Genomic DNA, 24,924 nt, shown 5'->3' on the forward strand with positions numbered 1-24,924 from the left:
CCCCCGGTGGATCCCCCCCCGGGTAAACCCGCCGGCCCGGTCGAGGCCCCGACCGACTTCGACCGGGCCGGCGGGTTTACCCGGGGGGGGATCCACCGGGGGTCCGCCCAGGGTCCGCCCAGGGAGTCTCGGTCGTGCCGGCCACGTCATCGCCGCCCCTGCACCCGCAGAGGTCAGGGGCGCATGCAGCAGCAAAAGCATCGGATGTGGTTCTGCGCACATTTCTCTGCCGAAATCATCCCCCGAGAACCGGGGTAAGCGGACCTTCGCGGGATCGTCACCCGTACGCAATCGAACCCGGGTACCACTCCAACATTGATCATCAAGACCCCGCCGGCACCCCTCCCGGGCCGCGCCGGCCAGCCGAAAGTGATCTTCATGCACGCTGTTTCCGCTGTCCAGTAGCGATTCCCCGCCCATCCGGCGGTACCCGGCGAGCCCGATCCCGGCCGCCGCGGCGACCGAGCCCGACCGACGGCAACACCGATCCCGACCGACAGCAGTCATCTCGGAACGCGCACGGTGCGTGACCATCCACCTCGGCACACGCCGGTACGGAGCCCCGGACGTCCGCGTTCCGGAACCCTTGCTATCCGGTCGAGAGACGTCTACGTTCCTCGGTTAACGAGACGAGACGGGATCGTTTCCGAGCGGAGCTCCGCCCACGGTATGCCAACCGAAAGGCAGCGTTGACGGATTCCACCCGGAACGCCCGAGGGCTTCTCGGCTCGACCAGGTTGACCTGCCTGTCTGGGGTGTATGCAACACCGGATTCGGCGGTCTGGAAAAGCATGTGTCCGCCTTTGCAACGTCAGCAGGAGACGGTATGCCCAGTCAGCCCAGCGTGCTACCCGCTCGAAGCTTCGCCACGCTTAGCTCCCTGTCCCCCGCGTGTCACCACGTGTCCGGCGGTGCACGATGAGCGCCGGCGTCCCGGTTCTTCCCGGCCGTGATCTGCCGCCACAGCCGTTCGGAGCTGGTTGGCCCGCCTACTGGCGCCAGGACGCGGCCTGCCGCGACGGCGACCCGGACGCCTTCTTCCCGCCGGACGGCCGCAACACGAAAGCCCGGGCCGCGGCCGAGACGCGGGCCCGCAAGATCTGCTCCGACTGCCCGGTGCAGCGCCCGTGCCTGGCCACCGCGATCTTCTGCCAGGAAGAGCACGGGGTGTGGGGCGGCCTGACCTCGGACGAGCGGGCTTCCGTCGTCCCCCGTGGACGGCTGAGCGCGGACGAAGCCCTAGTCTTCGCCGACCGGCTGCTGCTGTCCGTGTCGGTCGCGAGCTGAGCGGACCGCGCCCGGTGGCCCCGGGCGCGCCCCGCACCGGTGGCCGCCCCTGGCCGCGCGGTGGCTCCTCACGCCGGCCGATCTGCCCGGACATCGGTGGCGATGATCAGGGCCATGGTTCCGGACGGCTCGGCCGCGCCGCCCTCGCTATCCGGTCGGGCCATACCCCATTGACGGACCCGGCCCATCCTGGGCAGTCTGCGTGTCATCACCTCACGCCGCGGGGCGTGCGGCGCGGCGGCGCGGCGGCACGGGGACCGGACGCGGGAGGGCGCGGTGGGCACGAGTATGGCTCCCGGCGAGGCCGGATTCAACGATCCGGGCGGTGGCGGCGAGAAACCCCAGGCCGCGCCGCCACCGACAAACCCTAGAAAATTTACCGAGAAATTCTTTTCCCCGAATATCATGCTTTATATCGAGCCAGCCCTGCACGGTCCTGCTCGCCGTTCCGCGCCCGCCACGCCAGGCGCGAATTCCCGGCAATTCCGGCTGGAATGGCAGTTCCGGCTGGAACGCGACGGACGTCGCGCCGTCGATTTCCTCCCCGTGCAGCGGAGGGCTCTCTCGTGAGACCACAGCGGCGCCTTCTTCTGCTGCGGCACGCAAAGTCAGACTGGGCCGAGGGGTCGATCCACGACGCCGATCGGCCGCTGTCGGGATCGGGCCGGCGGGGCTGCAAAATTATCTCGCGCTACCTCACGGACAACAGGCTCGCGCCCGACCTCATTCTGTGCTCCTCCGCGCTGCGGACCCGGCAGACCGTCGAGGGCCTCGCGGAGGCGCTCCCCCCGAACGTCCCAGTCCTGACCGAGGACCGGCTCTATCTGGCCGAGGCGCAGGACCTGCTGGACCGGTTGCGTGAGATCGACGACGGAGTGCCCAGCGTGATGCTCGTCGGGCACAATCCCGGTATCCACACGCTGGCCGTGGCCCTGCTGTCCCCCGCCGAGCGGTACCAGATCCCCACGTTCCCGACGGCGGCACTCGCTGTCCAAGATCTGACCGTTACGCGCTGGGCGGAGCTGGGTCAGGACTCGGCCCGGCTCGTCTCCTTCGTCACGCCGCGGGGCCTGCGGGAGGCCGCCAGACCGGCGGGGGCCCCGAAACCTGGCCCACCGGCCTGAGTCAGGAACGCCGCCGGCCTGAGCTCGGCCGGCGGCCGAGCGCCGCGGCGCGGCAGCCCGATGAACTGGTAGGTGCCGCGCCAGGCCTCATTGAACCAGATCGGCACGGGACTCAGTAGGCCTGCTCCATGATCTTGGAGACGAGGGCGAAGACGCCACCAAGGACCAACAGTGCGCCGGCCGCGATCCACAACGGCACCGAGGCGAGCGGGAGGGCGAACGTCCCGACGACGAAGCCTACAATGATCAGAAGTACCGCGGCCCACGAACCCGTGTTGGCCTTGTGGTGACCGGTCTCACTAGCCACGTCCACTCCCGTCCGTCCTCATCGGGGCCGCCCGGCGACCCGATGCACATCGTTTTCCGGTGCGAGACTACCCGCGATCGGCATGTCCGATCCCGGATGGCGATGTACCTTTACCCGATCTCGCCATTCTCTTCCCGCGCCGGGAGCCCGGTCACCCGAATCCGGCGACCCGCCGCAGGTCCACCAGCTGGTCGTCGAGCCAGCGCCGCACGTCGTGGGTGCGGACCTGTTCGGCGGCCGCGGCGAGCCGACGATGGCGCTCCTCCATCGGCATCGTCAGCGCGGTGTATAGGGCGTCGGCCATCTGCTGCACGTCGAAGGGGTGCAGGGTGACGGAGAACTCGCCCAGTTCCTCGTGCGCCCCGGCCATCTCCGACAGCGCCAGCACGCCGCCACGCCGGTTGACGACCGCGACCTCCTTCGCGACCAGGTTCATCCCGTCGGCGATCGCGTTGACGATCAGAACGTCACAGATGGAGTAGGCCGCCACGGCGAGCGGGAAGTCCTCGACCATCCGCAGGTCGATCGGCTGGCGCCCCTCCTTGGTATGCCGGGCGTTGATCTCCGCGACGACCGCGCCGATCAGGGCGATGTAGTCGGCGTACTCCGGCACGTCGGTGCGGCTGGGCTGCAGCAGCGCCAGAAAGCTGACCTTGCCCACCAGCTCCGGATGCTGATCGAGCAGGGTGCCGAAGGCCAGGAAGCCGCGCACGACGTTCTTGCTGGGGTCGGTGCGGTCCACCCGCAGGATGAGCTGACGGCCATCGTCGAGGAAGATGTAGCGCAGCATCGCCACATGCGCCGCCACCTCCTCGGAGGCCTGCGTAGCGTCCAGCGCCGCCGGGTCGACCGAGATCGGGTGGTACCGGGCGCGGACCACCCGGTCCGCCACCGTCACCGTCAGCTGCTCCAGGTCGGTCGGCAGGCCGAGCAGCTCCTGGGCGCACAGGACGAAGTTGCGAGCGTAGCGCCGGGTATGGAAACCGACCACATCGCTACCGAGCAGCCCGCGCAGCAGCCGCTCCCGGATGTCGGCGGGCAGGACGCGCCACTCGTCCGGCCCCGGCCAGGGAATGTGGATGAAATGCGTGAGCACCACATCCGGGCACTGCTCCCGCACCCAGTCGGCCACGAGGTAGAAGTGGTAGTCCTGCAGCAGGACGAGCGCCTTGCCACCCCGCGCGCGCACCTCGTCAACCACCGCGTCGGCGTAGGCCCGGTTGACCGCAGCGTAGCCGTTCTCGAAGGCGTCGTGCTCGGCCCGGGTGAACACCGGTGACAGCGACCGGCCGTAGAGGCCGTGCTGGATGAACCACAGGATCGGGTTGGACCACACGCTGTAGAAGTCGGCGTAGGCGGTCGGATCGGTAACGACGAGCCGGACCCGGATGGCGGGGCCGTCCGGCTCGCCCTCCGCGAGCCGGGGCGAGGGAGAGGTCTGGACGAGGATGGAGCTCCCGGCGCTCTCCCCGGCGACGGCGACGTCCTCCTCGCTGGCTGCGCCGCACACCCACACCGCGTCGTCGAGATGCTCGGCGAGTCCGGACAGGGCCGAGACGAGGCCGCCCGCCCCCCGGGTGACGGTACGACCGGTGGCGTCCCGGTCGAACCTGACCGGACCGCGATTGGACAGCAGCACGAGCGGCAGGTCGAGCGACAGGTCGAGCGGGTTGAAGTCCGACACGGCGGATGCGGCCTCCTGGTCACGGGCGGTACTCGGCGTCCGGCACCGCTGAGCCCGAGCGCCCGAGCGCACGGGAACAATCCGGACTGTAGTAAGCCCGGCTTTCGGATGCATCGCGTTGCAACGCGGCTAGGACGTTGTTACCCAGACCTTCATCTGATTACTGCTCTCATCCGAAAGGTGTCCTCCTGTAACCAGATGCCCCGGCAAGCCGCAACGGGGAGATCCCGTCCCACGTCGGGAGGCGTGCCGTGCCTCACCCCAGCCGTCTACAGACCGTCCCGGTAGTCCCGAACCTCCTGCACAGCCGATCCCAACGACGCCAGCGACGTCTGCAATGTGTCGCGTGTCTCCACCAGCGCGCTGGTCAACTGTTCGACCGCGCGGTGCTCACTGCCGTCGGTCGCCGCGATCACCATCGCCTGCGCCTCCTCGATTATGCTCAGCGCGCCCTCCAACTGCCCGGCCACCTCCTCGGTGCGCCGGAACGCCTCGTCGAGCTGCGCCTTGACGTCGGCGATCGTGCCTGACACCCGTCCTCATCCCTTCCTGGAACCACCGCTCCTGGAACCACCGCTCTTCGAGGCGCCGGCCGGAGCCTGCCCGCCGCCGAGGCCGCGACCGAAGCGGACCGCCACCGCGAGCGCGGCCAGCGACGCGATCACCCCGACCGGTTCCATCGGGGCGAGCCGGAACGTGGCCAGCACCATCACCGCGGCCGTACCCGCTCCCAGGGTGCCCGCCCGCAACACCGCCTTCGCCCCATCCTCGCCGCCGGCCCCGAGAGCGACCAGAACGGCGGCGGCCACCGTCGACCCGACCAGGCATGGCACCGCGGGCACGGCGACGAAGGCCCGCAGAAGTCCGACGATCCCGAGGATGAGCACGCAGGCGAGGGCGGTCAGCAGCCCGGCCGACGCCGAGCCGGTGCCCTTGGAGACGGCCCGCAGTTCGGCGGCCTTTCTCATCGCGTTCAGGCAGAGCTCGTAGGCCTGGCGCGGCGCGGTCCGCGGGTCCACCTGCGCAGCGGACGGCTCGTGCGGGCCGCCGGCGCGGCCACCCCGCGCAGCCCGGCCCGCCCCCGGCGGCCGGCCATCCGACCGGTGCCGCTGCCGCGCGAGCCCCCGTCCCGTGCGGTCGGCCTCCCGTCCGGCCTGTGCCAACGATCGGCCCCGCCGATCGCCCGGTTCGGCCAGGGCGTACCCGCCCCCGTCGCGGTAGAGGCCGCGATCCGCCGTCCCCTTCTTCGCCAGGCCGACCCGCGGGGCGGCGGCAGCCGCATCGGCCGAGGTGTCGCCAGCCGCCGAGCGCAGCTGGTCGAGCTCGGTGAGCCCGTACTGGGCGAGGGGCTCGGCGACCTGGTCCCAGACGCTGCGGACCCTGGCCCGGATGTCCTGCGCGGCGTCCCGGTGCCGACGCGCGGCCGCCCGGCCGCCCTGACGCCGGTCGCGGGCGTCGCGGCCGGCCCGGGCCCGGGCCTCGTCGGACGCACCGAGCAGGCGCCGGTACTGCATCGCCGCCTTGGCCGGGTCGTCGAGATCCGGGTCGGCGAGATCCGGATCACCAAGGTCCGGGTCGCCGAACAGGTCGGCGAGATCGGAGGCATCCACCGGCACAAATCCAGCCACGATCCCGTTCCGTCCTTTCCCGGCGCCTGCTCGGCCGTCGATCCCCACCTCGCCGACACCCGCCACGTCGCCGTCGGTTCCCGCCCCGTCGTCGGTCCACATCGGGCTACCCCTGATCCAACGGCGCGAACGGCACCACGGTGCGCGGTTCGGCCTGGACGTGCCGGTCGAACAGGACCGCCCGATTCGGCATGGTCCCACCGGCCACCGACCGGTGTCCGGCCAGGACGAACAGGTCGCTGCCGGGTACCCCGGCCGCCATCCACGCGGCGATGTCGTCCCGGTTACCCGGACCGAGGTCCTCAGCCAGCCGGGACACTCCCCGCCACCAGCCCAGCAGGTGCACGCGCTGCGCCGGTCCCCGGCGGGTGAGCGTGCGCAGGTCGTCCAGTCCGGTGCGACGGGTCACCGGGTCACGCGCCTCCAGCCCGGCCCGGCCGGCGTCCATCGCAAAGACGACGATGAGCCGCAGCGGCGGCGCGACCGGGCCCACGCTGCCGGTGAGTGCGGACTCCTCCCGGGCACGGGTCTCGTCGGCGGCACCGGCCAACACCGACCGCAGGCCGGTGACATCGGCGACCCGAACGGGATGCCCGGCCCGGCGCACACGCGCCGCGAGCACCTCCGCGGCGGCAAGCGCCATCGGCTCCGCGGCGATGATCTCGACCACGAGTCCACCGGCCGGGACCTGCGCGGCGACGCTGGCCGCCGCCGCCTGCAGGATGCCGACCGCCTCCCGACGCAGCGGACCGAGCACGGCGAGATGCCGGCCGGGCAACGCGGCGAGCCGTACCCCGACCGCGGGCGGCTCGAGGTCCAGAGGCACGCCGACCAGCGCGAGGGGATCGACATCGTTCTCGGAGCCGTCCCCGGAGCCGGGGGCACGACCCGGCGACACACTGCCCGGCAGCAGGCTCGGACCGGTTTCGCCACCGCCCTCGCCACCGCCGCCGAGGATCGCTTCGGCCGCAGCCGCCTCGACGGCCGTCGGCGCCGGACGCCCGTCCAACGCCTGGTAGATCGGGTTGTCGTCAAGAACCGCGGGGGCGTGACCAGCGAAGACCCGCGGGGGCCTTGCCTTCGGCACACTGCGCGCGGTCGTGGCCGCCAGCCGCCCACGCAGCACGCCTATCGCCGCCGGATCCGGGAAGGCGACCCGGACGAGTTCGTTGCCCGCAGGATGGCCGTTGCGCCGATTGACGATAGCCTCGCCGACGCCCGAGAGCGCGCCGGCCGCCTCGTTCGCCGTGGACAGCAGGACCCGCGACTCCGAGATCGAGGTACGCAGCGCCACGCGCAACGCGAACTGCCCGAAGATCGAACCACGCTTGCCGGCGGTGGCGTCGAGCGCGTCGATACCGGACAGCGTCTGGCTGGCGAGCAGCAAATGGACCCCGTAGGCGCGGCCCTGGCGGGCCAGGACCTCCAGGTGCGCGACGGCCTCCCGCGCCACCGAGTCCATCGGGGTGAGCATCACCTGGAACTCGTCGACCACGACGATGATCCGCGGCCAGGGCGAGCTCCGGTCGGCCGCCCGCAGGCCTCGCAGGTCGCGGGCGCCGACCGCACGCATCGCCACGGCGCGGCGGCGCATCTGTTCACGAACCGCCCGCAGCACCGCGACGCCGAACTCGCGGTCGCTCTCGATGCCGACGGTATCGGCGTGCGGCAGGTAGAACGGGTCCGTCGGACCGGCGGCGAACTGGGCGAACTCCAGCCCCTCCTTGAAGTCGAGCAGATGGAAGCGGACCTGGTCGGGCCCGTAACGCGCGGCGATCCCGTAGATCACGTCGAGGAGCAGCGTCGACTTGCCCGACCCGGCCTGGCCGCCGACGAGGGCGTGCACGGTGTCGTCGTCGAAGGTGAACCCCACCGGCCCGTCGGGGCCCTGCGCCACCTCAACACCCACCCCGGCGGCGCTGTCGAACTCCCACAGGCCGCGGGGCAGCATGTCGCTGATGGCGGGCGGCCGGGCGGCCTCCCGGGTGGCCGCCGCGGCGACCTGAGCCGTGACCGCGGCGACCAGCATGGAGTGCGGCGGCGGGTCCAGCTCGACCCGCAACAGACCGGTCAGCGATGTGCGCCAGCCTCCCGCGGCGACCCGGCGCCATCCCGGCCGATCGGCGAGGAGCTCGACCGCGGTGAACACCACCGACCTCGGCAAGGGTTCCGTCACCGAGTCCTCGTCCTCGTCGGGTTCCAGGCCGATGACGTCGGGATCCAGCGGCGTCACCTCATCGGGATCGTCCCGCGAGCCGCCCAGGACCGGCTCCGCACCGGACGGCCGGACCTCCACGATGGAGATCACCACCACCCCGCAGGACGGGCCCTGGGCCGCGATGGCGGCGAGCGCCCGCGCGCCCTCGTCGTGCAGCCGGGGCTCACCGAGCAGCACCAGGACGCGCCAGGGCTCCGAACGCGGAAGCCCGGCATCCTCCCGCTCCCGCAACGAGTCGAACCGGCCACCGAGCCGGTCCACAGTGATCCTTACCACCTCCGCCGACAGCTCCGCGAGGACCTCCTCGAGCCGGGCCCGCGTCGTGAGCGTGGGAGTGGCCACACCGGCGGCACGCAGCGGCGCAAAGCCAGCGAGCCCGGCACCGAGCTCGTGGGGGTCATAGACGACGAGTCGGACCCGCCCGGCCGGCGCCGCGGCGAGGACGCGGGTCAGCAGGCCACGCACGAGGTCGACCGCGGCGGGCCGGCGGGACCGGGTCGTCTCGATCCGCAGGTTCAGGCCGTCCAGCAGCGGGATGGCCAGTGGCACCGTCCGGTGCTGCGCCGTGGGATCGTCGGGCGGCACGATGACCTGGCCGACCTGCCACAGAGCGGGCCGGAAACGAGCCCGGTCGCCGACCGGGGCGACGCCGAAGGGGCCGTGCCGCCAGTCGGGCGCCGCCCAGGACGCGCCGGCGAATCCACGCGCCCGGGAACGGGCGATCACGGCGGCCCGGGCGAGCTCCCCGGCGACGTCGAGCCGCCCCGCACCGGACTCACCGAGGCCATCAGCCTTCCCGGCGACACCGGAACCCGCTTCGGCCTCGATCCGGTCCGCCTGCTCATCCAGCCGATCGGCGAGCGCCAGTGCCGCCCCCAGCGAGGACTGGATACCGGCCACGAGCGTGCGCGCCCGCCGGGTACCCGACACGTTGACCTCCCCACACTGTGTGTTGCCGTGCTCGGCGTCGAGCCCCCCGACGACCATGACACGTCCGACGGAGCAAACATCCCAGAACGCGCCGACCGGCCGAACTGTCCTGCCGGCGCGACGGTCTGGGCACGGGGACCTCGCCGGACGAAAGCATGCGACGACATCGGCGACGTTATCGGTACAACCACCCGCAGCCTGGCCGTTCCGGACGACGGCGACGCCGGGACCACCGGAGCGGGCTACCCCTCGACCGGCACCAAATCAACGGCGCCGCGCGTGTTCAATGATCCGTCGGGGCAACCGTCCCGGTCAGGTAAGCCAGCGCACCGATCGAAGGGGCGAAGGTCGGCGATGAGCAGGTGGAAAAGGAACGTCGGTGACGGACGCGGCTGACACGGCTGACACGGCGGGCCTCACGGAGACGGCGGGTACGGCGGCGGCGAAACAGCGACCGCTCGCCGTCATTGACGTCGACGGGGTGGTGGCCGACGTCCGACACCGGTTGCGCTTCCTGCGCGCCAGTCCCAGTGACTGGGAGGCGTTCTTCGCAGCGGCGCCCGCCGATCCCCCCTTGGCCGAAGGGGTGGAACTAGCCCGCAAGCTGGCTCGGGACCACGAGGTGGTACGGCTGACCGGCCGGAGCGTTCCAGAGAGGCGACGCGGCGCTGGCTGACCGAGCAGGATCTGCCGCCGGGTGAGCTGCGGATGCGTCCGGACGCCGACCGTCCGCCGGCTCGGGTGTTCAAACGCGCCGAACTTCGCGAGCTCGGCGCCGGCCGTCGGGTCGCCGTCGTGGTCGACGACGACCCCGCCGTGGTGGACCTGCTGCGCGCCGACGGCTGGCCGGTCCTGCGGGCCGAATGGCTCGCCTACGAGGCGACGCTGGGCAACGCCCAGGAGACCGAGGGCCGCACCTGACCATGAGCCGCGCCTCGGCGACGCTCGGTGCGGCCCGCGGCCGGCGGCGAACGGCCCGAACACCACCAGCAGGCCCAGACACCAGGCGAGGGACTGCAGGAGAACGGAGACGATCCGACCGCCGAGGAACAACGCCCGCACGGCGTCGACGGTCACCGTCACCGGCTGATGCTGGGCGAACGCCTGCAGCCAGCCCGGCATGGTCTCCACCCGGGCGAAGGCCGAGCTGGCGAAGACCAGCGGGAAAATCCAGATGAATCCCGCCGACTGCGCCGCCTCCGCGCTACTCACCGACAGCCCGATGACGGCGGACAGCCAGAAGAAGGCGTACGAGAACAACAGCATCAGCCCGAACCCGGCCAGCACCGCCGGCACCGTGGTCTCCCCGAACCGGAATCCCACGGCCAGGCCCACCGGAAGCATCACTACGACGATGAAGACGTTGCGGGCGAGATCGGCCAGGGTACGGCCGGTGAGCAGCGCCGACCTGCTCATGGGAAGGGAACGGAACCGGTCGATCAAACCCCGCTGACGGTCCTCCGCCAGCCCCACGCCGGTCAGCATCGACCCGAAGATCACCGTCTGCAGGAAGATGCCCGGCATCAGGTAGTCCACGTACTTGACCCCGTCACCCACGTTGATCGCGCCACCGAAGACATAGGTGAACAGCAGGACGAACATGACCGGCTGGATGGTCGCGAAGATGACGAGCTCGGGTATCCGCCAGGTCTGGATCAGATTGCGCCGGCACATCACCCACGCGTCGGCAACGGCCCACGACAGCTGCCCGCGCCCCGCTGGAGTCAGCTCGAGGGTGCTCATATGGTCACCATGTCCTTGTCATCGTCCTTGTCGTCCTTGTCGCCCCGGTCATCAGGGGTGTCGGTGTCGCCACGGCCGTCGCCGCCCGCGCGTGCGGGCGGCACCTCGCTGCCGGCCGGAGCGCGCCCGGTCATGGCGAGGAAGACGTCGTCCAGCGACGGCCGGTGCAGGGCGACGTCGGAGATCGGCACCCCCAGCTCGTCGAGACCCCGGACCACGTCGGACAGCACGCTCGCGCCCGGTACCGGCACACTGACCCGGCGCGTCTCCCCGTCGGCCGTCGCCGCGCCGGATCCGAACCGGGCAAGCACCGCCCGGGCGGCCTGGGCATCCTCGGCGGCGTCACCACCGACGACGATGTCCAGCCGGTCGCCACCGACCTGCGACTTCAGCTCGTTCGGGGTACCCCGCGCAATGACCCGGCCGCCGTCAACCACCGAGATCCGGTGGGCCGGCCGGTCGGCCTCCTCCAGGTACTGCGTCGTGAGCAGGACCGTCGTGCCGTCCCGCACCAGATCGGCGATCACCCTCCACATCGCCGAACGGCTGCGGGGATCCAGTCCGGTGGTCGGCTCATCGAGGAACAGCACCGCCGGGTTGATGATCAGGCTGGCCGCGAGATCGAGCCGCCGCCGCATCCCGCCCGAGTAGGTACGCGCCTGCCGACCGGCCGACTCGGCGAGCTCGAACCGCTCGAGCAACTCGACCGCGCGGGCCCGCGCGACGCGGCTGCGCAGCCGGTAGAGCCGCCCGAACATCTCCAGGTTCTCCAGGCCGGTGAGCCGCTCGTCGACCGCCGCGTACTGACCGGTCAGACCGATCCGGGCACGCAGCGCGTCCGCCTGCCGGACGACGTCCAGACCGAGGACCCTGGCCTGGCCGCCGTCCGGGCGCAGCAGGGTCGACAGGATGCGTACCGCCGTCGTCTTGCCGGCTCCGTTGGGCCCCAGCACGCCGTGCACGGTGCCGGCATCGACCCGCAGGTCCAGGCCCACCAGCGCTCGTTTGCCGCCGTAGCTCTTCTGCAGGCCCTCGGTGAGGACCGCCGGGTTGTCTGTCACGAGGCGGACCGTACGACGAACCTCCGACAGTTTGGAACCGAATAAAGGCGGGGGGAGGCTAGGCCGAGCTCCGCCGGGTCCGACGACTGGCCAGCTCGTCGCCGGGATGGGTCGCCGGCGGATGACCAGGCCGCTCGCAGGGCAGTTCAGCCAGCTGGCCACGCATATCGCGCAGGGCTCGGCCAACGGCGATGGCGAACACGCCCTGCCCACCCCGGACAAGATCGATCACCTGGTCGTCCGAGGTGCACTCGTACACGGTGGAGCCGTCGCTGATCAGGATGAGCTGCGCCAGGTCGTCCACGCCGCGGGTACGCAGATGCTCCACCGCCACCCGGATGTTCTGCAGCGACACACCGGCCTCGAGTAGCTTGCGGACCACGCGCAGCACCAGGACGTCACGAAGGGAGTACAGCCGTTGGCTGCCGGAACCGGACGCGTCGCGGACGCTGGGGACGACCAGACCGGTCCGAGCCCAGTAGTCGAGCTGGCGGTAGGTGATGCCCGCCGCGGCGCAGGCCGTCGGCCCCCGGTACCCGACGTCGTCCCCCGGCGGTTCAGGAATCTCATCCGGAAAGAGCTGGCCCTGTTCGATCATCCCTGTACGCACTTCGCCGCCATGCCAGCCCCATCCTCCGGACCGTTCCGGATCCGTCCCGACCGCCGACGTCACCCGACGCCGCCAGCCCGGGCACCCGGCCCGATCGAACCGTTTCCACCGTCGTGCGGCCTGCCACGATCACCTCGACCACACGACTCCCTGTCCCCGACCGCCGCCGGTCGACGGCCTGCGAGACCGCGACGCGGCACCCCTGTGCCCGTAAGCCGGGACCGCCCGCCCACCCGTCGGCACGGGCCTGGGCGGAGCGCATCACGCCGTTGCCACAGCCCGGCAAGGTCAGAGCCGGAGAGAGCCCGTTCCGCCACGTCTACCGCGGGCAGGGGCACGAACTCTACGGTCGGGCTCTCCCGACCGTAGGAGCGACGCGCGGTTCCTTCAATGATCTAAGCCGGCGTGTCTGTAGTCCAGCGGACGTCATTCAACAGATCGGTCAAATCGGAAGTGCGCTCCGATACTGCCCGCACGCTGGATCACAGCCGACCTTGGCCAGGGCTGGCTGAAGGCCTCAACGGCCGACCTGCTCCCAGGCGGGCACGCCAAGGACTGGGAGGCTCAGGGGCCAGGAGCCCTCGGGAACCGGGAACCCTCAGAAGCCGGGAACCCTCAGAAGCCGGGAACCCTCAGAAGCCGGGAACCCTCAGGAGCCGGGAGTGTTGAAATCCTCCGGGGAGATCGTGTCAAGGAACTCCCGGAACTTCTCCAGCTCGTTCTCCTGTTCTTGTTCCTGTTCCTCGGGAACGGTGATCCCGGCCTCGGCCAGGACCGCCTCGACCCCGTAGACCGGCGCTCCCATCCGCATCGCCAACGCGATCGCGTCGGACGGCCGGGCGGAGACCTCCACCCCGTTGCCGAACACGAGCGTGGCGAAGAAGACGCCGTCCTGAAGGTCGGTGATGGTCACCCGGGTCAGATCCGTCTGCAGCGCGCGCAACACGTCCCGCATCAGGTCATGGGTCATAGGTCGAGCCGTCGTGATGCCCTCCTGGGCGAAGGCGATCGCCGTCGCCTCAACAGCACCGATCCAGATGGGCAGATACCGCTCACCGCCCACCTCCTTGAGCAGGACGATCGGCTGCTTCGACGGAAGCTCGACTCGCACGCCGACGATGTCCAGCCGATGCACCGATCTACCTCCTCACAGGTGGGGCGGGGCGGGATGTTGTGACCGGAGCCAGAAAACCCCACAGGGGAGACAGTATCCCCGCTTCCGTCCGGCGTCAGCGCGCCCACCGGTTCGGCTGTCCGGCAAGGCACTCCGAGCGCAGCCCCGGCAGCCTCCTCACCTCGGTCTCAACTCGAGCGTCCCGCCGCCAGCCGGGAGCGCAACAGGGCCGCGTGCAAGCGGACCACCAACGCCGCCAGCTCATCGGCGGTCTCGGCGTGCCGTCCCGAGCCCTCACCACCGCGCTGGCCCCGCAACGGGGCGACGGCGGCCTCGATGAGACCAGCCTCACGGTCGGCCACGGTGCGGGCGGCCCGCAGATGCCGGGGCTGCACGCCGTGGCCGGCCAGCAGCGCCACGGTCCGCGCGACGAGCAGGGCGTCGGAATCGTAGTACCCGCCGCCCGCGATCGGACCCACCAGGCCGTGCTGTTCCAGCTCGGTCAGGGCCTCGTCGCCGAGCCCCGCGGCGGCGAGAAGCTCCCGGCGCGACATCCTAACCCTTTCCGCCCCGAGGAACGCGTCCAGGCCGGTAGGGGTCGGATGCGGAGGCAGCGCGCGGGGTCCGGGCCGATGCACCGGGGTCTCACCGCGGTCGAGCGACGCCAGCTCCTCCTTGATCACGCGCAGCGGAAGAAAGCGCTCCCGCTGCGCGTGCAGGACGTAACGGAGCCGGGCGACGTCGTTGACCGAGTACTTGCGGTAGTTCGCGCTGGTACGGGCGGGTTCGACGAGTCCCTCCGCCTCGAGATAACGGATCTTCGACAGGGTAATGTCGGCGAAGTCCGCCCGCAGACGGTCGAGAACCTGGCCGATGTTGAGCACCTTCGCGTTCTGTCCGGCCTGGTCCGAGCGCGCTGCGCCCGAACGCGGGGCCGGCGATGCCGCGGCGAGGCCGCCGCTCACCGTGGGTCCTTCCTCGTCACCGTGCCGCTGACCCCCCGTAGCTCGCGCCGGTCAGGAACACCAGGCGGAACTTGCCGATCTGCACCTCGTCGCCGTTGGTGAGCTCAGCCGAGTCGATCCGCTCGCGGTTGAGGTAGGTACCGTTCAGGCTCCCGACGTCGCGAACCGAGAAGCCCTTGGTGTACGGCGAGCGATGGAACTCCGCATGCCGGCGGGAGACGGTCACGTCGTCGAGGAAGATGTCGCTCTCGGGATGGCGGCCGACGGTGGTCATGTCGGCATCCAGCAGAAAACGACTCCCCGCATTCGGCCCCCTCTTGACGACGAGCAACGCCGAACCGGGAGGTAGCGCGTCGACGGCGGCGACGGCGTCCCGCTCGGTCGACTCGTCGACGTGGTCTCCCTCGATGCCGGACAGCGCGGCCGCCAGGTTCAGCGTCGACGTCTGCTCCGCGGGTCTCTCCGGCGCCACGGGCTCACCCGGACGCACCAGAGGAGACCCGCACCGCGCGCAGTACAGCGCGTCGGACGGGTTCTGCTGTCCGCACCTCGTGCAGAACACAGTCGCGTCCGCTTCCTGCCGGGATCCCGCACGGGCGGGGTACCCCAGCCGCTTCGGCCGCCACCGAACGGGCGGCGGGAACGTCTCTGCCAACACTGCGATGGTGGTAGCCAGACGTCCGCAGCCCACCCCCATCACCAGGATGATCACATGGCGACGGTCGGGCCGTCCACGATCGTGCCCCGGTGCACTCCGAGGCTAGTGCATCGCGGGCACGGTCGTGAAAAGGGTGCGACCCGTGTTGTTCGGCGTGGTGTGGCCCACCACCCACCATGGGCACAAACCAGATACTTTCAGTTTTCCTTCACGTGCTCCGCGTACTCTTCGGCGGTCAGCAGGCCGGTGACGCCGGCGACATCCGCGACCGTGAGCTCGACGAGCCAGCCTTCCCCGTAGGGATCAGAGTTGATCAGTTCCGGCGCACCGGCAAGCGCCTCGTTGCGCGCCGTCACCTCTCCGGCGATCGGCGCGTAGATCTCGGACACGCTCTTGGTCGACTCGACCTCTCCGAAGGACTCACCGGCCTGGACCGCGGAGCCGAGGTCGGGCAGAGAGACAAAGACGATGTCGCCCAGCGCCTCCTGCGCGTAGGACGTGATGCCGACCCGTGCCGTGCTCCCGTCGAGCCGGATCCATTCGTGCTCACGGGTGTACTTCAGGTCGTCCGGGTACACCGGAGATCGCCTCCCCTTGCTCTGACCACTCCGCGGACCGCTCTGCGCCGCCCGGCCCGACGCCGTACCGCGCCGCGAACTCCACCAGGAACCACGTTCCTCGACTGGCCCGGACAGGGTCCCCTATCCGGCCGGACGGGCATAGCGAGGACTCGGAGCGGGTCGCAGCGCACGGATCTCGATGTGCTCGGAGGTCCGAACGGTCGCCTGCGCCCCGTCCCGTGCCGCTACCGTATCGAGCACCCCGCCGGGGATCCGCATCGCCTGGTCCAGCGTGTGGGCGTCGCCCACCACCCGCAGCACGTACGGCGGCGCGATCGACGTGCCGTCGACCACCAACCCCCGCCCGGGCTCGTCGGCCACGTAGGTCGAGACGACCGCTCGGACCCCGGCGATCTCGATCGCCTCGGCGCCCGCGTCCCGTAGCTCCTGCAGGGCGTCGACGAGGATCGAGGAGTCGACCGCGCGGTGGGGATCATGGATCGTCAGCTCGAGCCCCGATCCGGTGACCGGCACGATGCCGGTGAGGATCGCCAGCCGGTCGGCCTCGCGACGCACCTCGCCCGGCCCGGCCGCCGGGGCCGGCGTCGACGTCGGCACGGGCGGCATCATCGGTTCCGCCTCCTGGCGGAGCTGATGCTCCCGGGCCGCCAGGGACCGGTCGACGGCGCCGATCGCACCGAGGGTCGCGGCGAGCTCGCCCGGCCGCGCGGTGGCAAGTCCGAAGGACGGCTCCGCGGACCGGGTCGCGGCGACCGCGGCGAAACCGAGACCGGCGAGCAGGACCAGGCTCAGGGCACGCCGCGTCCGGGCACGACCCGGCCGGGCGTGCCCCGGAACCGGGCTCGGCGTCAGCTCCGACGCGACAGGGACCACGACGGGCGACGTGGGCGGGTCCGACGGCGCCTCGGGGACCGGCCCCTCGGGGACCGGCGGCTCGGCGACCGGGGTCGGATCGGGCTTCGGATCGGGTACGGACTTCCGTCCGGGCCCGGATCCCGCAGGGTCGCCTGTCGAGGTCACCGCCACCGTCAGACCTTGATCAGATGCTGACGCAACGCGGTCGCGGTGGCGAAGATGCGGATGCCCAGCACCACGACCACCGCGGTGGACAACGCGCCGCCGAACCCGATCAGGTCGCCAAGTATCACCATCAGGACGGCAACCGCGACGTCGAAGACGAACGAGACGATGAACACCCGGTCGTCGAACACCCTCTCCGCGACGGCCCGCGCGCCGCCGAGAGCAGCGTCCACCGCGGCCACCACAGCGACTGGGAGGTAGGGATCCATCCAGTCGGGGACGGTCGGGCCCAGCACCAGGCCGGCCGTCACGCCCAGGGCAAGGGCTACCACGACGATCATGATTCGCTCCGTCGAGCATGCCGCAGCACCCGGGGATCGGCCGCGGACAGGGTCAGGTTTCTGACAGTGACGACCGCCAGGGAGGTCACCGGTGAGTCGGGACGATGCCGCAGCCGGTCGATCACGGCGGACTCCTCGAGACGCCGCACGAGATCGTCCGGATCACCCACCGCTTCGACGGTGTACGGCGCAATCATCGGCACGAATCCGACGAGAACGAGATCACCGGCCGCCCGGATCGCGCTGAGAGCCGTCAGGCGGACGCTGTTGACCGCGACAGCCTCGGCACCCGAGATCCACAGCACGTTCACAAGATCAGCAAGGTCTCAATCTTGAATCCGGGTCCAGTAGGACGCCGGTGCGGGGCGGGGACCAGCGGGCCCGGTCGACGGGCGCAGCGGGGTGGGCGCCGTTGACGCACGAGGTGCCGAGGGTGCCGACGGCCCGGGGGAGGTCCGGTCCGCGAGCTCGATCCGGGCACCCGGTCCACGCACGGGGGACCAGCCGGCCGCCGGCCCGAGATCCGACAGTGCCGCCGTGGCCCGGGCCAGCTCGCGCTCGGCCCGGGCGCGCTGTTCCCGCGCCATCTTCACCCGCAGGCGCAGCTCGCTGACCCGGGTCGCGGCCGCAGTAGTCGCGGCGGATCGCTCATGGATCTCCGCGCGCAGGGCCGCGACGAGCTCCGCACGTTCCCCGGCCGTCGTCGCGGCACGCCGGGCCCCGGTGGCTATCATCAGGCCGAGCAGGCCGAGGACGAGGGCCAGGGCGAGGGGGCGGCAGCCAGGGGCGACGGGCCCGCTCGGAGACGCCGCAGGGATCCGAAGAGCCGGTGGCCACGGGGCATACCGGCCCTCGGCGTGGCCATCCGGTCCGTTCTCGCACATTCGGCATTCTGACCGACCGGACACCGAGCGCCGCCGACCAGGGCCTCGCCGCGCGTGCCGCGGCTACCGCGCCTCGACCACCTCGACCCAGCGCCGCAGCAGCACGTGGGCCTCCTCGATGTCGGCATCCTCCGACCACAGGTGGGTGACCGCCTCACTCGGATCCGGCAACACCAGGATCCAGGAGCCGTCCGGACCGACGATCCGAACCCCGTCCGTGGTGTCGATGACATACCCCGCATCCGGGTCGACCGACTCCACCACGCGACGCATGACGGTGCCCTTGACCGCCCACGGGGTGGGCACTGAACGACGCAGGATCGCCACCAAAGGTATCCGGGCGTCGATGGTGCTGAGCGTCAGCCGGGTCCGTGCCACCAGGGCCAGCAGTTTCACGAACGCCGCGATCCCGTCGATCGCGGGGGCGAACTCGGGGACGATGAAGCCGCCCCGCCCGTCGGCGGCGAAGACGATGCCGTCGTCACGGGCGACCCCGGTCAACGCCGCAGCCGACAGGGAGGTCCGGCGTACCGTCAGCCCGTGGAAGCGGGTAACCTGGTCGGCCACCCGGGTGATGGTCACCGGCAGGGCCACCTCCGCGGCGGGATTCTCCGCCGCGACGAGGTCGAGGAACACCAGCAGGGCCCGGTCATCGTCGATGGGGTCCCCCCGTTCGTCGACGATCGTGACGCGCTCGCCGACATGGTCGAACCGCACGCCGAAGGCCGCCCCGGAGCTGGCGACGAGGGCACCCAGGCGGTCGGTGGCCCGCAGATCCTCCAGGGCGCTGCGGGGCGGGATGGTCTCGTCGACGCGTCCGTTGACGGTGAGCACGTCGACGCCGAGCCGGCCGAGCAGTGTCGGCAGCACCAGGGACGCCGAGCCACCCGAAGGATCAACGACGATCTTGAGATCCGCCTCAACGATGCCGGCGGTATCGACCCGGTCAAGCAGATCCTGGATGTAGAGATCCATGGTGCGGGCCGGGAAACGCAGGTCACCGATCTCACCGGGAAAGGCCCGGCGGAACTCCTGGCGGGAGAAGACCCGGTCAAGCTTGCGCTGCGCCACCGGGGAGAAGTCGTCGCCGTCGGTATCCAGGAAGATGATGTCGATGCGTTCCGGGTCTCCGGGGGTGGTGCGCAGCATGATCCCCCCAGCGGCGTTGGACGAGCGGACATCGAAGCGGGTGACCGGCATCGGTGCCACCTCAAGATCACGGACGTTGATGGCGCCGGCGGTCAACGCGCTGATGACGGCCCGCTTGAGGGCCCGGGCGGCGCGGGAACCGTCCCGCGCGGTGGTGACGGTGGCTCCCTTTTTCAGGGTCGTGGCGTAGGCACCGGCGAGGCGCACCACCAGCTCCGGGGTAATCTCCGCGTTCACCAGGCCGGACACCCCGCGCGGCCCAAACAGGGTCCGCTGGCCGCGGGACTCCCAGATGACGGACGTGTTGACGACCGCGCCGGCCTCGATCGTCTTGAACGGATACACCTTCACGTCATGGGAGATGAACGCCTCCTCGCGGACGACGCACTCGTCTCCGACGACGGCGCCCTCCTCGATCCTGGCCGCCCGCAGCACGTCGGTGCTCTTGCCGATGACGCAGCCGCGCAGGTTCGTCTGCGGGCCGATGAGCGCGTTGTCCTGGACGATCGCCCGGTGCAGGAACGCGCCGCTCTTCACCAGCACGTTGCTGCCCAGCACGGAAAACTCCCGCAGCTCGGCGCCAGCCTCCACCTTGCTGTAGTCGCCGACCACGAGCGGCCCCTTGAGGATCGCCTCCGGGTGGACCTCGGCGTCCTCACCGATCCACATCCCGAGGGACACCTCGAAACCGCCGATCTCCACGTCGACCTGGCGGTTGAGCACATCGGCCTGAGCCCGTTGGAAGCTCGCGATGGTGCCGACGTCCTCCCAGTACCCGGACGCCACATAGCCGTACACCGGGGCACCCGCCTCGACCAGCCGGGGGAAGATGTCGCCGGACCAGTCCACCGCCTCGCCGGGCGGCACCTGGGCAAGCACCTCGGGCTCCATCACGTAGATACCGGTGTTGACGGTGTCGGAGAACACCTGCCCCCAGGTCGGCTTCTCCAGGAAGCGCTGGATCCGTCCGTCCTCGCCGGTGATGACGATGCCGAACTCGAGCGGATCGGGGACGGATTTCAGCGCGACGGTGACGAGCGCGCCCTGACGCCGGTGGAAGGCGACCAGGTCGGTGAGGTCGATGTCGGTCAGCGCGTCCCCGCTGATGACCAGGAACGCCTCGTCCCGCAGGGCGTCCTCGGCGTTCTTCACGCTGCCGGCGGTGCCCAGCGGGGTCGTCTCGGTGGCGTACGACAGGTGCATCCCGAGCTCGTCACCGGAACCGAAGTACGTCCGGATCATCGAGGCCAGAAACTGGACGGTCACCACCGTCTCGTCGAAGCCGTGCCGTTTGAGCAGGCGCAGCACATGCTCCATGATCGGCCGGTTGACGACGGGGAGCAGTGGTTTGGGCAGGTTCGCGGTCAACGGGCGCAGCCGGGTGCCCTCGCCACCGGCCATGACGACGGCTCTCACCGGTCACCTCCCACTTGCGCCGGTCCGGGCATCCGCCCGGAAGCGCCGGACAAGCTGGCCGGCCTGGACGAAGTACAGAAGACCAGACCACCAGTACAGGGCAGTACCCCAGATCGCGAACGCCCATCCGACCGGGCGTGCCGCGGTGGCCGGCCAGGAATCCCCGGCGGACAACAGCAGGAGAGGGAAGGCATACAGCAGGTTGAACGTCGCCGCCTTGCCCAGGTAGTGCACGGGCAGCGTGACGCCAACCCCGATCCGGCGCAGCAACGGCGGCAGCGCCAGCAGCGCCACGTCGCGGGCGAGGAGCAGAACCGCGAACCAGACCGGCACGATCCCGCGGAGGGTCAGAGCGACGATGGTGGCGAGGATGTAGAACCGGTCGGCGAGGGGATCCAGCAGGACGCCGAGGCGACTCGTCTGGTTCAGCACTCGCGCGAGCTTGCCGTCCAGGTAGTCGCTGATTCCGGCGAACGCGAGAACGCCGAGCGCCGCACCGTCCGCCTTCGGGCCCAGCACCAGCCAGAGGAAGACCGGCACGCCGAGCAGCCGCAGGGCGGACAGCGCGTTCGGAACCGTCCAGATCCGGTCCGAGGCGGCGGGCATGGTCATGCGGCGTCCCTCCTCCACCGGTTGGGCGGCGCGACGCGCCGCGACGGCGGTGGACGGCCGCCCACCGCACCCGGCGCTCCCGCAGGTCCCACCGACGGGTTCGGCGCCGGTCAGGACGTCCGAGCCCGGTAGAGGTCGCAACGCCCCGCCGACGGGCCGGACATCGCTGACGCTAGCGGATCGTGGGGCACGAGGAGCGGAGAGGGATCCGCCGCCGGGGTACCCCGGCGTTCGGACCGGGTCAGATGGGACCGGGCTCAGAGGATGCGGCCGACTTTGTAGGTGGAGCTGTAGATGGGCCGCAGCGACACGACACCGCCGGTCTGCGGGGCGGCCCACATATACCCGTTCCCTGCATAGATGCCGACGTGGTAGATATTCCCAGGAGTACCGTAGAAGATCATATCGCCGGGCTGTTTGCCCGACTGGGGCACCTTCATCGAGACCCGGTACTGGTCCTCGGCCACGCGCGGCAGCGAGCGGCCGAGCTGCTTGAAGACGTACTGGACGAGGCCGGAGCAGTCGAACGAGTACGGGCCCTCCGCGCCCCAGACATACGGCTTGCCCTTGTGCAGCGACGCGAGGTAGACGGCCTTCTCCCCGATCGAACTACCCGGGATGACCTTCGGAATCGCCTGGTCGATCACGGAACCCGACCGTCCCGGACCCGACCGTCCCGGAGCCGACCGTCCTGGACCCGTCGGATTCGCGATCGTCACCGTGGCGGCGCTGGCCAGGGAGGGACGCAGGGCGTTCGATCCGTCGAAGACCGCGGTGATCGTCGTCGTGGAGAGCAGGCGCGCGGTGATCTGCGCGGTACCGTTCGCGCCGGTCCGCAACCTCGTGGAGGTCTGCCACTGGGGACCGTTCACCACGACGATACGGACGTCCTGGTTCGCGAGCGGGGTGCCGCTGTCCGATTCCAACGCCCGCACCGTGAGCACCACCGGGGTGTTGGGCGCGACCGAGGTCTTGTCCGCGGCGATCGAGACGCTGGTGAAGACGGGGTCGTGGTCCGCGATGGCGGTGGCCAACGGGGCGAGTCTGCGGGCCGAGGCCGCATCGTGGCCGGTGGCGTGGTGTCCCGGGACGAGCGCGGCTTCCTGGGTGAGGGAGTTCGACTCCAGCGACGAGGTTCCGTCGGTGCCCCCGGGGACGGTGGCCGCGAAGGCGGCGGTCGAGGCCGCGATCGTCCCGGTGGTGAACGCGGCGATGGTGACCGCGCGTCGCGGAGGAGGAGTGGTACGGCGGCGAGCCGCGCCGGAGCCTAAGGAGCCGTGGGGCGCCGACGGGCGCTGACGATTCCGGACGAACTGGTCCCAGTCCTCCGGAAGCCAGGCCATACCACGACGGGGCAAGACGTGTCCTTCCCGTGCGCCTACGAGGGAGCTGTCGGGTTCGGGCTGGTCAGCCCGGCGACCAACGACCCGGTCAGTGCCGTCACCGCCGGAACGCGGCCGGATCCGCCGGCCACACCCGGAACTACGGCTCCCCGCACCTGCCCCGACATACTCGGAGGGGCCGCCGAACCGGGGGCAGGGCCAGGCACATCGGTTCGACGGGTATCTCTATCAAAATAGGTATATCTGTATGACACGTAACAGACACTTCATAATCTGGACACCTAGGGATCGGTAGAACAGAAGTGCCGTTGATGACGATAGTGGACATGCCCGGGCGACCCGCAATCACCCCCACCCCAACACTTGAACACGACACCAGAAGGCCGCCGCCTCTCAGCAAGAAGTACGGATGCCGTCACGCCGGGTGCCTGTCGGCGGCTCGGTCACGCCACCTCGGTCAGGTCGTCACGACGCCCCCCAAGCATCGACGTGTCGTAGATCTCTCCGGCTGTCTCCTCGGCGATCCGGCAGCGGAACGGGCCGGGTCGTCAGGGTGCGGGCGGCGGGTTCACACCCGGGACAGAACCGACCTGCGCCGGCTGCGGCCGTGCCGGCTGGCCTGACGAGATCTGCGCCGGCCTCGGCAGCCCAGGCGACGAGTGCGCGGGTACGGGCACTCGCGGCGGATTCGGCGGAAGCATGCTCGCCGCAGACCGGGCCGGCACGACGGGCGCGGCTCCTGCCGAGGATTCGGCGTGCGCGTACACCACCAGGTTGTTGAGATAGTGCCCGGCCTTCCGATCGAAGGCGCCCCCGCAGGTGATCAGGCGCAGTTCAGGGCGGGGTACCGGTCCGTAGACCCGGTTCGCCGGGAACCTCGACTTCACCACGTTCTCCGCGCGATCGACGACAAACGTCGTGGACACGCCGGTCGGCGAGGCGACCTCGACACGGTCGCCGGGCACGAGCTCGTGCAGCCGGTAGAAGACCGCCGGGCCGGTGGTGGAATCGTAGTGGCCGACGAGCACGGCAGGGCCGATGCCGCCAGGCGCCGGACCACGGTCATACCAGCCGACATCCCCCCATGCCTTGGGCACCCCGAGCGTGCCATCCGGGTTCAGACCCAGATGAATGATCGGAGCGTCCACCCTGATCCGGGGGATGCGCAGCCGGGACGGATTGTTAACGACCACCACCGGCTGCTCGGGGACGGCGGGAGGTAGCCCGAACCGGCCGGTCGTCGGCACGGGGGTGGGCGGCAGCGGGACGTCGGCGATGCCGGCCGTCGTGTCCGCCCCGGAACCGCCGCGGACGGCGTCGAACGCCGGTTCCGCCAGCCGGAAACCGCTGCCGAGGACAAGGACCGCCCCGACGAGGAGAAGCCACCGCCAAAGCAGGAGGCGCCTGCCCGCGGCGGGTGCGCGGACGGAGAAGGCCGTCGGTGCGCCGTTCGCGGGCCGCTGGTTACCGCTGCCCGTCCCACCTTTCACAGCTCCTCCCGCCATCCCGCCCGTCGATCGTCTACATGCCCGTGCGGATCGCTCCCGAGGTGGATCGTCCAGCGCACCGCTCGCGGCTCCGAACCGTCACCCGCCCGCACCACAAGGCCACTGATAGTGACTCTATCAATCGGTAGAGATACTTTCCGTGAGCGGCATGCTTGTGAGCGAGGTGCACTGGTCTCAATGATTCCGAGATCACCGAAAACTGGACGAACTAGACCGAAGAAGCGACCCGATCGCCGCCGCGAGGAGGTCGATCCGGCCGCACCACGCCCGGGCGGTTGACCCGCACCCCCACGCTCAGTCGCTAGGGTATCACTCGCAGTAATTAATCGATCACCGTACGTGAGAGAGGGGACCAGATGAAGAAAGGTATGGGTCGGAGCGCCGCCGTTCTCGCGATATCCAGCGCGGCGAGCGTCACCCTCACCTTCGGGCCCGGCCTGGCTGCTGCCCACGCCCTCGACGACAAGGACAACCACCGGTGCGACGACAAGAAGGACGGGTGGGGCATCTTCGGCGACAAGGACGATCGGGACGACAAGGACCGCGACCGCGATGACAAGATCGACGGCGACAAGCAGGTCCGGGCCGATCGGATCGACGACGGCCTGGACGGCAGGAACGGCCTGGACCGCAAGGACGATCGGGACGGCAAGGACGGCAAGGACGACTGGTTCCGCTGGGACGACAAGAAGCGCGACTGCGGCGTCGGTGGCGTCGGTGGCGTCGGTGCCGGAGTCGGGC

At 70.6% G+C, this 24,924-nt stretch carries 24 protein-coding genes and 2 pseudogenes; 6 read left to right on the top strand and 20 right to left on the bottom strand.

Going from position 1 to position 24,924, the window contains the following annotated elements; genetic code table 11:
* The first annotated feature begins 918 nt into the window (after positions 1 to 918).
* The 3 genes from AC08OJ_RS07560 to AC08OJ_RS07570 all read left to right on the top strand — a co-directional run bounded on the left by AC08OJ_RS07560 (position 919) and on the right by AC08OJ_RS07570 (position 2,411).
* A complete protein-coding gene (locus tag AC08OJ_RS07560) occupies positions 919 to 1,287 on the top strand; it encodes a WhiB family transcriptional regulator (RefSeq protein ID WP_476595371.1) in 369 nt (122 codons plus the stop codon).
* 276 nt (positions 1,288 to 1,563) lie between these two features.
* Positions 1,564 to 1,857, top strand: coding sequence for a hypothetical protein (locus AC08OJ_RS07565; RefSeq protein WP_476595372.1), 294 nt, complete (start codon positions 1,564 to 1,566; stop codon positions 1,855 to 1,857).
* On the top strand, positions 1,854 to 2,411 hold the full coding sequence (locus AC08OJ_RS07570) for a SixA phosphatase family protein (protein WP_476594464.1): 558 nt from the start codon (positions 1,854 to 1,856) through the stop codon (positions 2,409 to 2,411). Before AC08OJ_RS07565 ends, AC08OJ_RS07570 begins: the two co-directional genes overlap by 4 nt.
* Before the next feature lie 112 nt (positions 2,412 to 2,523).
* On the opposite strand, the gene AC08OJ_RS07575 is transcribed toward AC08OJ_RS07570, so the two are convergent.
* The 5 genes from AC08OJ_RS07575 to AC08OJ_RS07595 all read right to left on the bottom strand — a co-directional run bounded on the left by AC08OJ_RS07575 (position 2,524) and on the right by AC08OJ_RS07595 (position 9,235).
* Positions 2,524 to 2,718 carry a hypothetical protein gene (locus AC08OJ_RS07575; protein WP_462189278.1) on the bottom strand — a complete coding sequence of 65 codons (195 nt, stop codon included), beginning with the start codon at positions 2,716 to 2,718 and terminating at the stop codon, positions 2,524 to 2,526.
* 151 nt (positions 2,719 to 2,869) lie between these two features.
* Complete coding sequence (locus AC08OJ_RS07580) at positions 2,870 to 4,402, bottom strand: alpha,alpha-trehalose-phosphate synthase (UDP-forming) (protein WP_476594463.1); 1,533 nt, start codon at positions 4,400 to 4,402, stop codon at positions 2,870 to 2,872.
* A 269-nt stretch (positions 4,403 to 4,671) separates the two neighbouring features.
* Positions 4,672 to 4,935 carry a hypothetical protein gene (locus AC08OJ_RS07585; protein ID WP_476594462.1) on the bottom strand — a complete coding sequence of 88 codons (264 nt, stop codon included), beginning with the start codon at positions 4,933 to 4,935 and terminating at the stop codon, positions 4,672 to 4,674.
* Between the two features lie 6 nt (positions 4,936 to 4,941).
* The gene (locus AC08OJ_RS07590) at positions 4,942 to 6,132 is read right to left on the bottom strand and encodes a hypothetical protein (protein WP_476595373.1); all 1,191 of its coding nucleotides are present in this window, start codon (positions 6,130 to 6,132) and stop codon (positions 4,942 to 4,944) included.
* A gap of 4 nt (positions 6,133 to 6,136) precedes the next feature.
* Positions 6,137 to 9,235 carry an FtsK/SpoIIIE domain-containing protein gene (locus AC08OJ_RS07595; RefSeq protein WP_476592570.1) on the bottom strand — a complete coding sequence of 1,033 codons (3,099 nt, stop codon included), beginning with the start codon at positions 9,233 to 9,235 and terminating at the stop codon, positions 6,137 to 6,139.
* Between the two features lie 322 nt (positions 9,236 to 9,557).
* On the opposite strand from AC08OJ_RS07595, the gene AC08OJ_RS07600 reads away from it, so the two are divergent.
* Together AC08OJ_RS07600 and AC08OJ_RS07605 are read left to right on the top strand one after the other, a co-directional pair.
* Positions 9,558 to 9,854, top strand: coding sequence for an HAD family hydrolase (locus AC08OJ_RS07600; RefSeq protein WP_476592571.1), 297 nt, complete (start codon positions 9,558 to 9,560; stop codon positions 9,852 to 9,854).
* Positions 9,855 to 9,886: 32 nt separating this feature from the next.
* Positions 9,887 to 10,099, top strand: coding sequence for a hypothetical protein (locus AC08OJ_RS07605; protein ID WP_476592572.1), 213 nt, complete (start codon positions 9,887 to 9,889; stop codon positions 10,097 to 10,099).
* Here AC08OJ_RS07605 and AC08OJ_RS07610 read toward each other — a convergent pair.
* The 15 genes and pseudogenes from AC08OJ_RS07610 to AC08OJ_RS07680 form a co-directional block, all read right to left on the bottom strand.
* Positions 10,051 to 10,921: pseudogene (locus AC08OJ_RS07610) on the bottom strand (ABC transporter permease). The gene AC08OJ_RS07605 and the pseudogene AC08OJ_RS07610 overlap by 49 nt on opposite strands.
* Positions 10,918 to 11,982 (bottom strand): ATP-binding cassette domain-containing protein, encoded by a 1,065-nt coding sequence (locus tag AC08OJ_RS07615; protein WP_476592573.1) that lies wholly within the window; start codon positions 11,980 to 11,982, stop codon positions 10,918 to 10,920. The pseudogene AC08OJ_RS07610 and the gene AC08OJ_RS07615 overlap by 4 nt, the downstream one beginning before the upstream one ends.
* Positions 11,983 to 12,040: 58 nt before the next feature.
* The gene (locus tag AC08OJ_RS07620) at positions 12,041 to 12,580 is read right to left on the bottom strand and encodes a MerR family transcriptional regulator (RefSeq protein ID WP_476592574.1); all 540 of its coding nucleotides are present in this window, start codon (positions 12,578 to 12,580) and stop codon (positions 12,041 to 12,043) included.
* A 661-nt stretch (positions 12,581 to 13,241) separates the two neighbouring features.
* The gene (locus AC08OJ_RS07625; protein ID WP_101829717.1) at positions 13,242 to 13,727 is read right to left on the bottom strand and encodes a bifunctional nuclease family protein; all 486 of its coding nucleotides are present in this window, start codon (positions 13,725 to 13,727) and stop codon (positions 13,242 to 13,244) included.
* Between the two features lie 167 nt (positions 13,728 to 13,894).
* Positions 13,895 to 14,671 (bottom strand): transcriptional regulator FtsR, encoded by a 777-nt coding sequence (gene ftsR / locus AC08OJ_RS07630; protein WP_476592576.1) that lies wholly within the window; start codon positions 14,669 to 14,671, stop codon positions 13,895 to 13,897.
* A gap of 16 nt (positions 14,672 to 14,687) precedes the next feature.
* Complete coding sequence (locus AC08OJ_RS07635; RefSeq protein ID WP_476592577.1) at positions 14,688 to 15,233, bottom strand: FHA domain-containing protein; 546 nt, start codon at positions 15,231 to 15,233, stop codon at positions 14,688 to 14,690.
* Positions 15,234 to 15,526: 293 nt separating this feature from the next.
* Positions 15,527 to 15,907, bottom strand: coding sequence for a glycine cleavage system protein GcvH (gcvH, locus tag AC08OJ_RS07640; protein WP_476592578.1), 381 nt, complete (start codon positions 15,905 to 15,907; stop codon positions 15,527 to 15,529).
* A gap of 123 nt (positions 15,908 to 16,030) precedes the next feature.
* Positions 16,031 to 16,930, bottom strand: a complete 900-nt coding sequence (locus tag AC08OJ_RS07645; protein ID WP_476592579.1) for a DUF881 domain-containing protein — start codon at positions 16,928 to 16,930, stop codon at positions 16,031 to 16,033.
* A gap of 8 nt (positions 16,931 to 16,938) precedes the next feature.
* Positions 16,939 to 17,271: a DUF1290 domain-containing protein gene (locus tag AC08OJ_RS07650; protein WP_476592580.1), complete on the bottom strand. Its 333-nt coding sequence runs from the start codon at positions 17,269 to 17,271 to the stop codon at positions 16,939 to 16,941.
* Positions 17,268 to 17,576, bottom strand: a complete 309-nt coding sequence (locus AC08OJ_RS07655; protein ID WP_476595374.1) for a DUF881 domain-containing protein — start codon at positions 17,574 to 17,576, stop codon at positions 17,268 to 17,270. The genes AC08OJ_RS07650 and AC08OJ_RS07655 overlap by 4 nt, the downstream gene beginning before the upstream one ends.
* Before the next feature lie 21 nt (positions 17,577 to 17,597).
* Positions 17,598 to 18,155, bottom strand: a complete 558-nt coding sequence (locus tag AC08OJ_RS07660; protein ID WP_476595375.1) for a hypothetical protein — start codon at positions 18,153 to 18,155, stop codon at positions 17,598 to 17,600.
* Positions 18,156 to 18,218: 63 nt separating this feature from the next.
* Positions 18,219 to 20,705, bottom strand: a complete 2,487-nt coding sequence (locus tag AC08OJ_RS07665; protein ID WP_476595377.1) for a sugar phosphate nucleotidyltransferase — start codon at positions 20,703 to 20,705, stop codon at positions 18,219 to 18,221.
* 18 nt (positions 20,706 to 20,723) lie between these two features.
* Positions 20,724 to 21,332 carry a cardiolipin synthase ClsA gene (gene clsA, locus AC08OJ_RS07670; RefSeq protein WP_462186272.1) on the bottom strand — a complete coding sequence of 203 codons (609 nt, stop codon included), beginning with the start codon at positions 21,330 to 21,332 and terminating at the stop codon, positions 20,724 to 20,726.
* Positions 21,333 to 21,589: 257 nt separating this feature from the next.
* Positions 21,590 to 22,690, bottom strand: a complete 1,101-nt coding sequence (locus tag AC08OJ_RS07675) for a C40 family peptidase (RefSeq protein WP_476592582.1) — start codon at positions 22,688 to 22,690, stop codon at positions 21,590 to 21,592.
* Positions 22,691 to 23,223: 533 nt separating this feature from the next.
* Positions 23,224 to 24,165 carry a class F sortase gene (locus AC08OJ_RS07680; protein ID WP_476595376.1) on the bottom strand — a complete coding sequence of 314 codons (942 nt, stop codon included), beginning with the start codon at positions 24,163 to 24,165 and terminating at the stop codon, positions 23,224 to 23,226.
* Positions 24,166 to 24,551: 386 nt separating this feature from the next.
* On the opposite strand from AC08OJ_RS07680, the pseudogene AC08OJ_RS07685 reads away from it, so the two are divergent.
* Positions 24,552 to 24,924 (top strand): annotated as a pseudogene (locus AC08OJ_RS07685) (hypothetical protein); the annotation flags it as partial.

The sequence above is a fragment of the Frankia sp. CgKIO3 genome (assembly GCF_977946435.1).

Coding starts and splice junctions, on each gene's coding strand:
- AC08OJ_RS07560 (WP_476595371.1), top strand. CDS start 919: ATGAGCGCCGGCGTCCCGGTTCTTCCCGGCCGTGATCTGCCGCCACAG.
- AC08OJ_RS07590 (WP_476595373.1), bottom strand. CDS start 6,132: ATGTGGACCGACGACGGGGCGGGAACCGACGGCGACGTGGCGGGTGTC.
- AC08OJ_RS07595 (WP_476592570.1), bottom strand. CDS start 9,235: ATGGTCGTCGGGGGGCTCGACGCCGAGCACGGCAACACACAGTGTGGG.
- AC08OJ_RS07605 (WP_476592572.1), top strand. CDS start 9,887: ATGCGTCCGGACGCCGACCGTCCGCCGGCTCGGGTGTTCAAACGCGCC.
- AC08OJ_RS07620 (WP_476592574.1), bottom strand. CDS start 12,580: ATGATCGAACAGGGCCAGCTCTTTCCGGATGAGATTCCTGAACCGCCG.
- AC08OJ_RS07650 (WP_476592580.1), bottom strand. CDS start 17,271: ATGATCGTCGTGGTAGCCCTTGCCCTGGGCGTGACGGCCGGCCTGGTG.
- AC08OJ_RS07660 (WP_476595375.1), bottom strand. CDS start 18,155: ATGTGCGAGAACGGACCGGATGGCCACGCCGAGGGCCGGTATGCCCCG.
- AC08OJ_RS07665 (WP_476595377.1), bottom strand. CDS start 20,705: ATGGCCGGTGGCGAGGGCACCCGGCTGCGCCCGTTGACCGCGAACCTG.
- clsA (WP_462186272.1), bottom strand. CDS start 21,332: ATGACCATGCCCGCCGCCTCGGACCGGATCTGGACGGTTCCGAACGCG.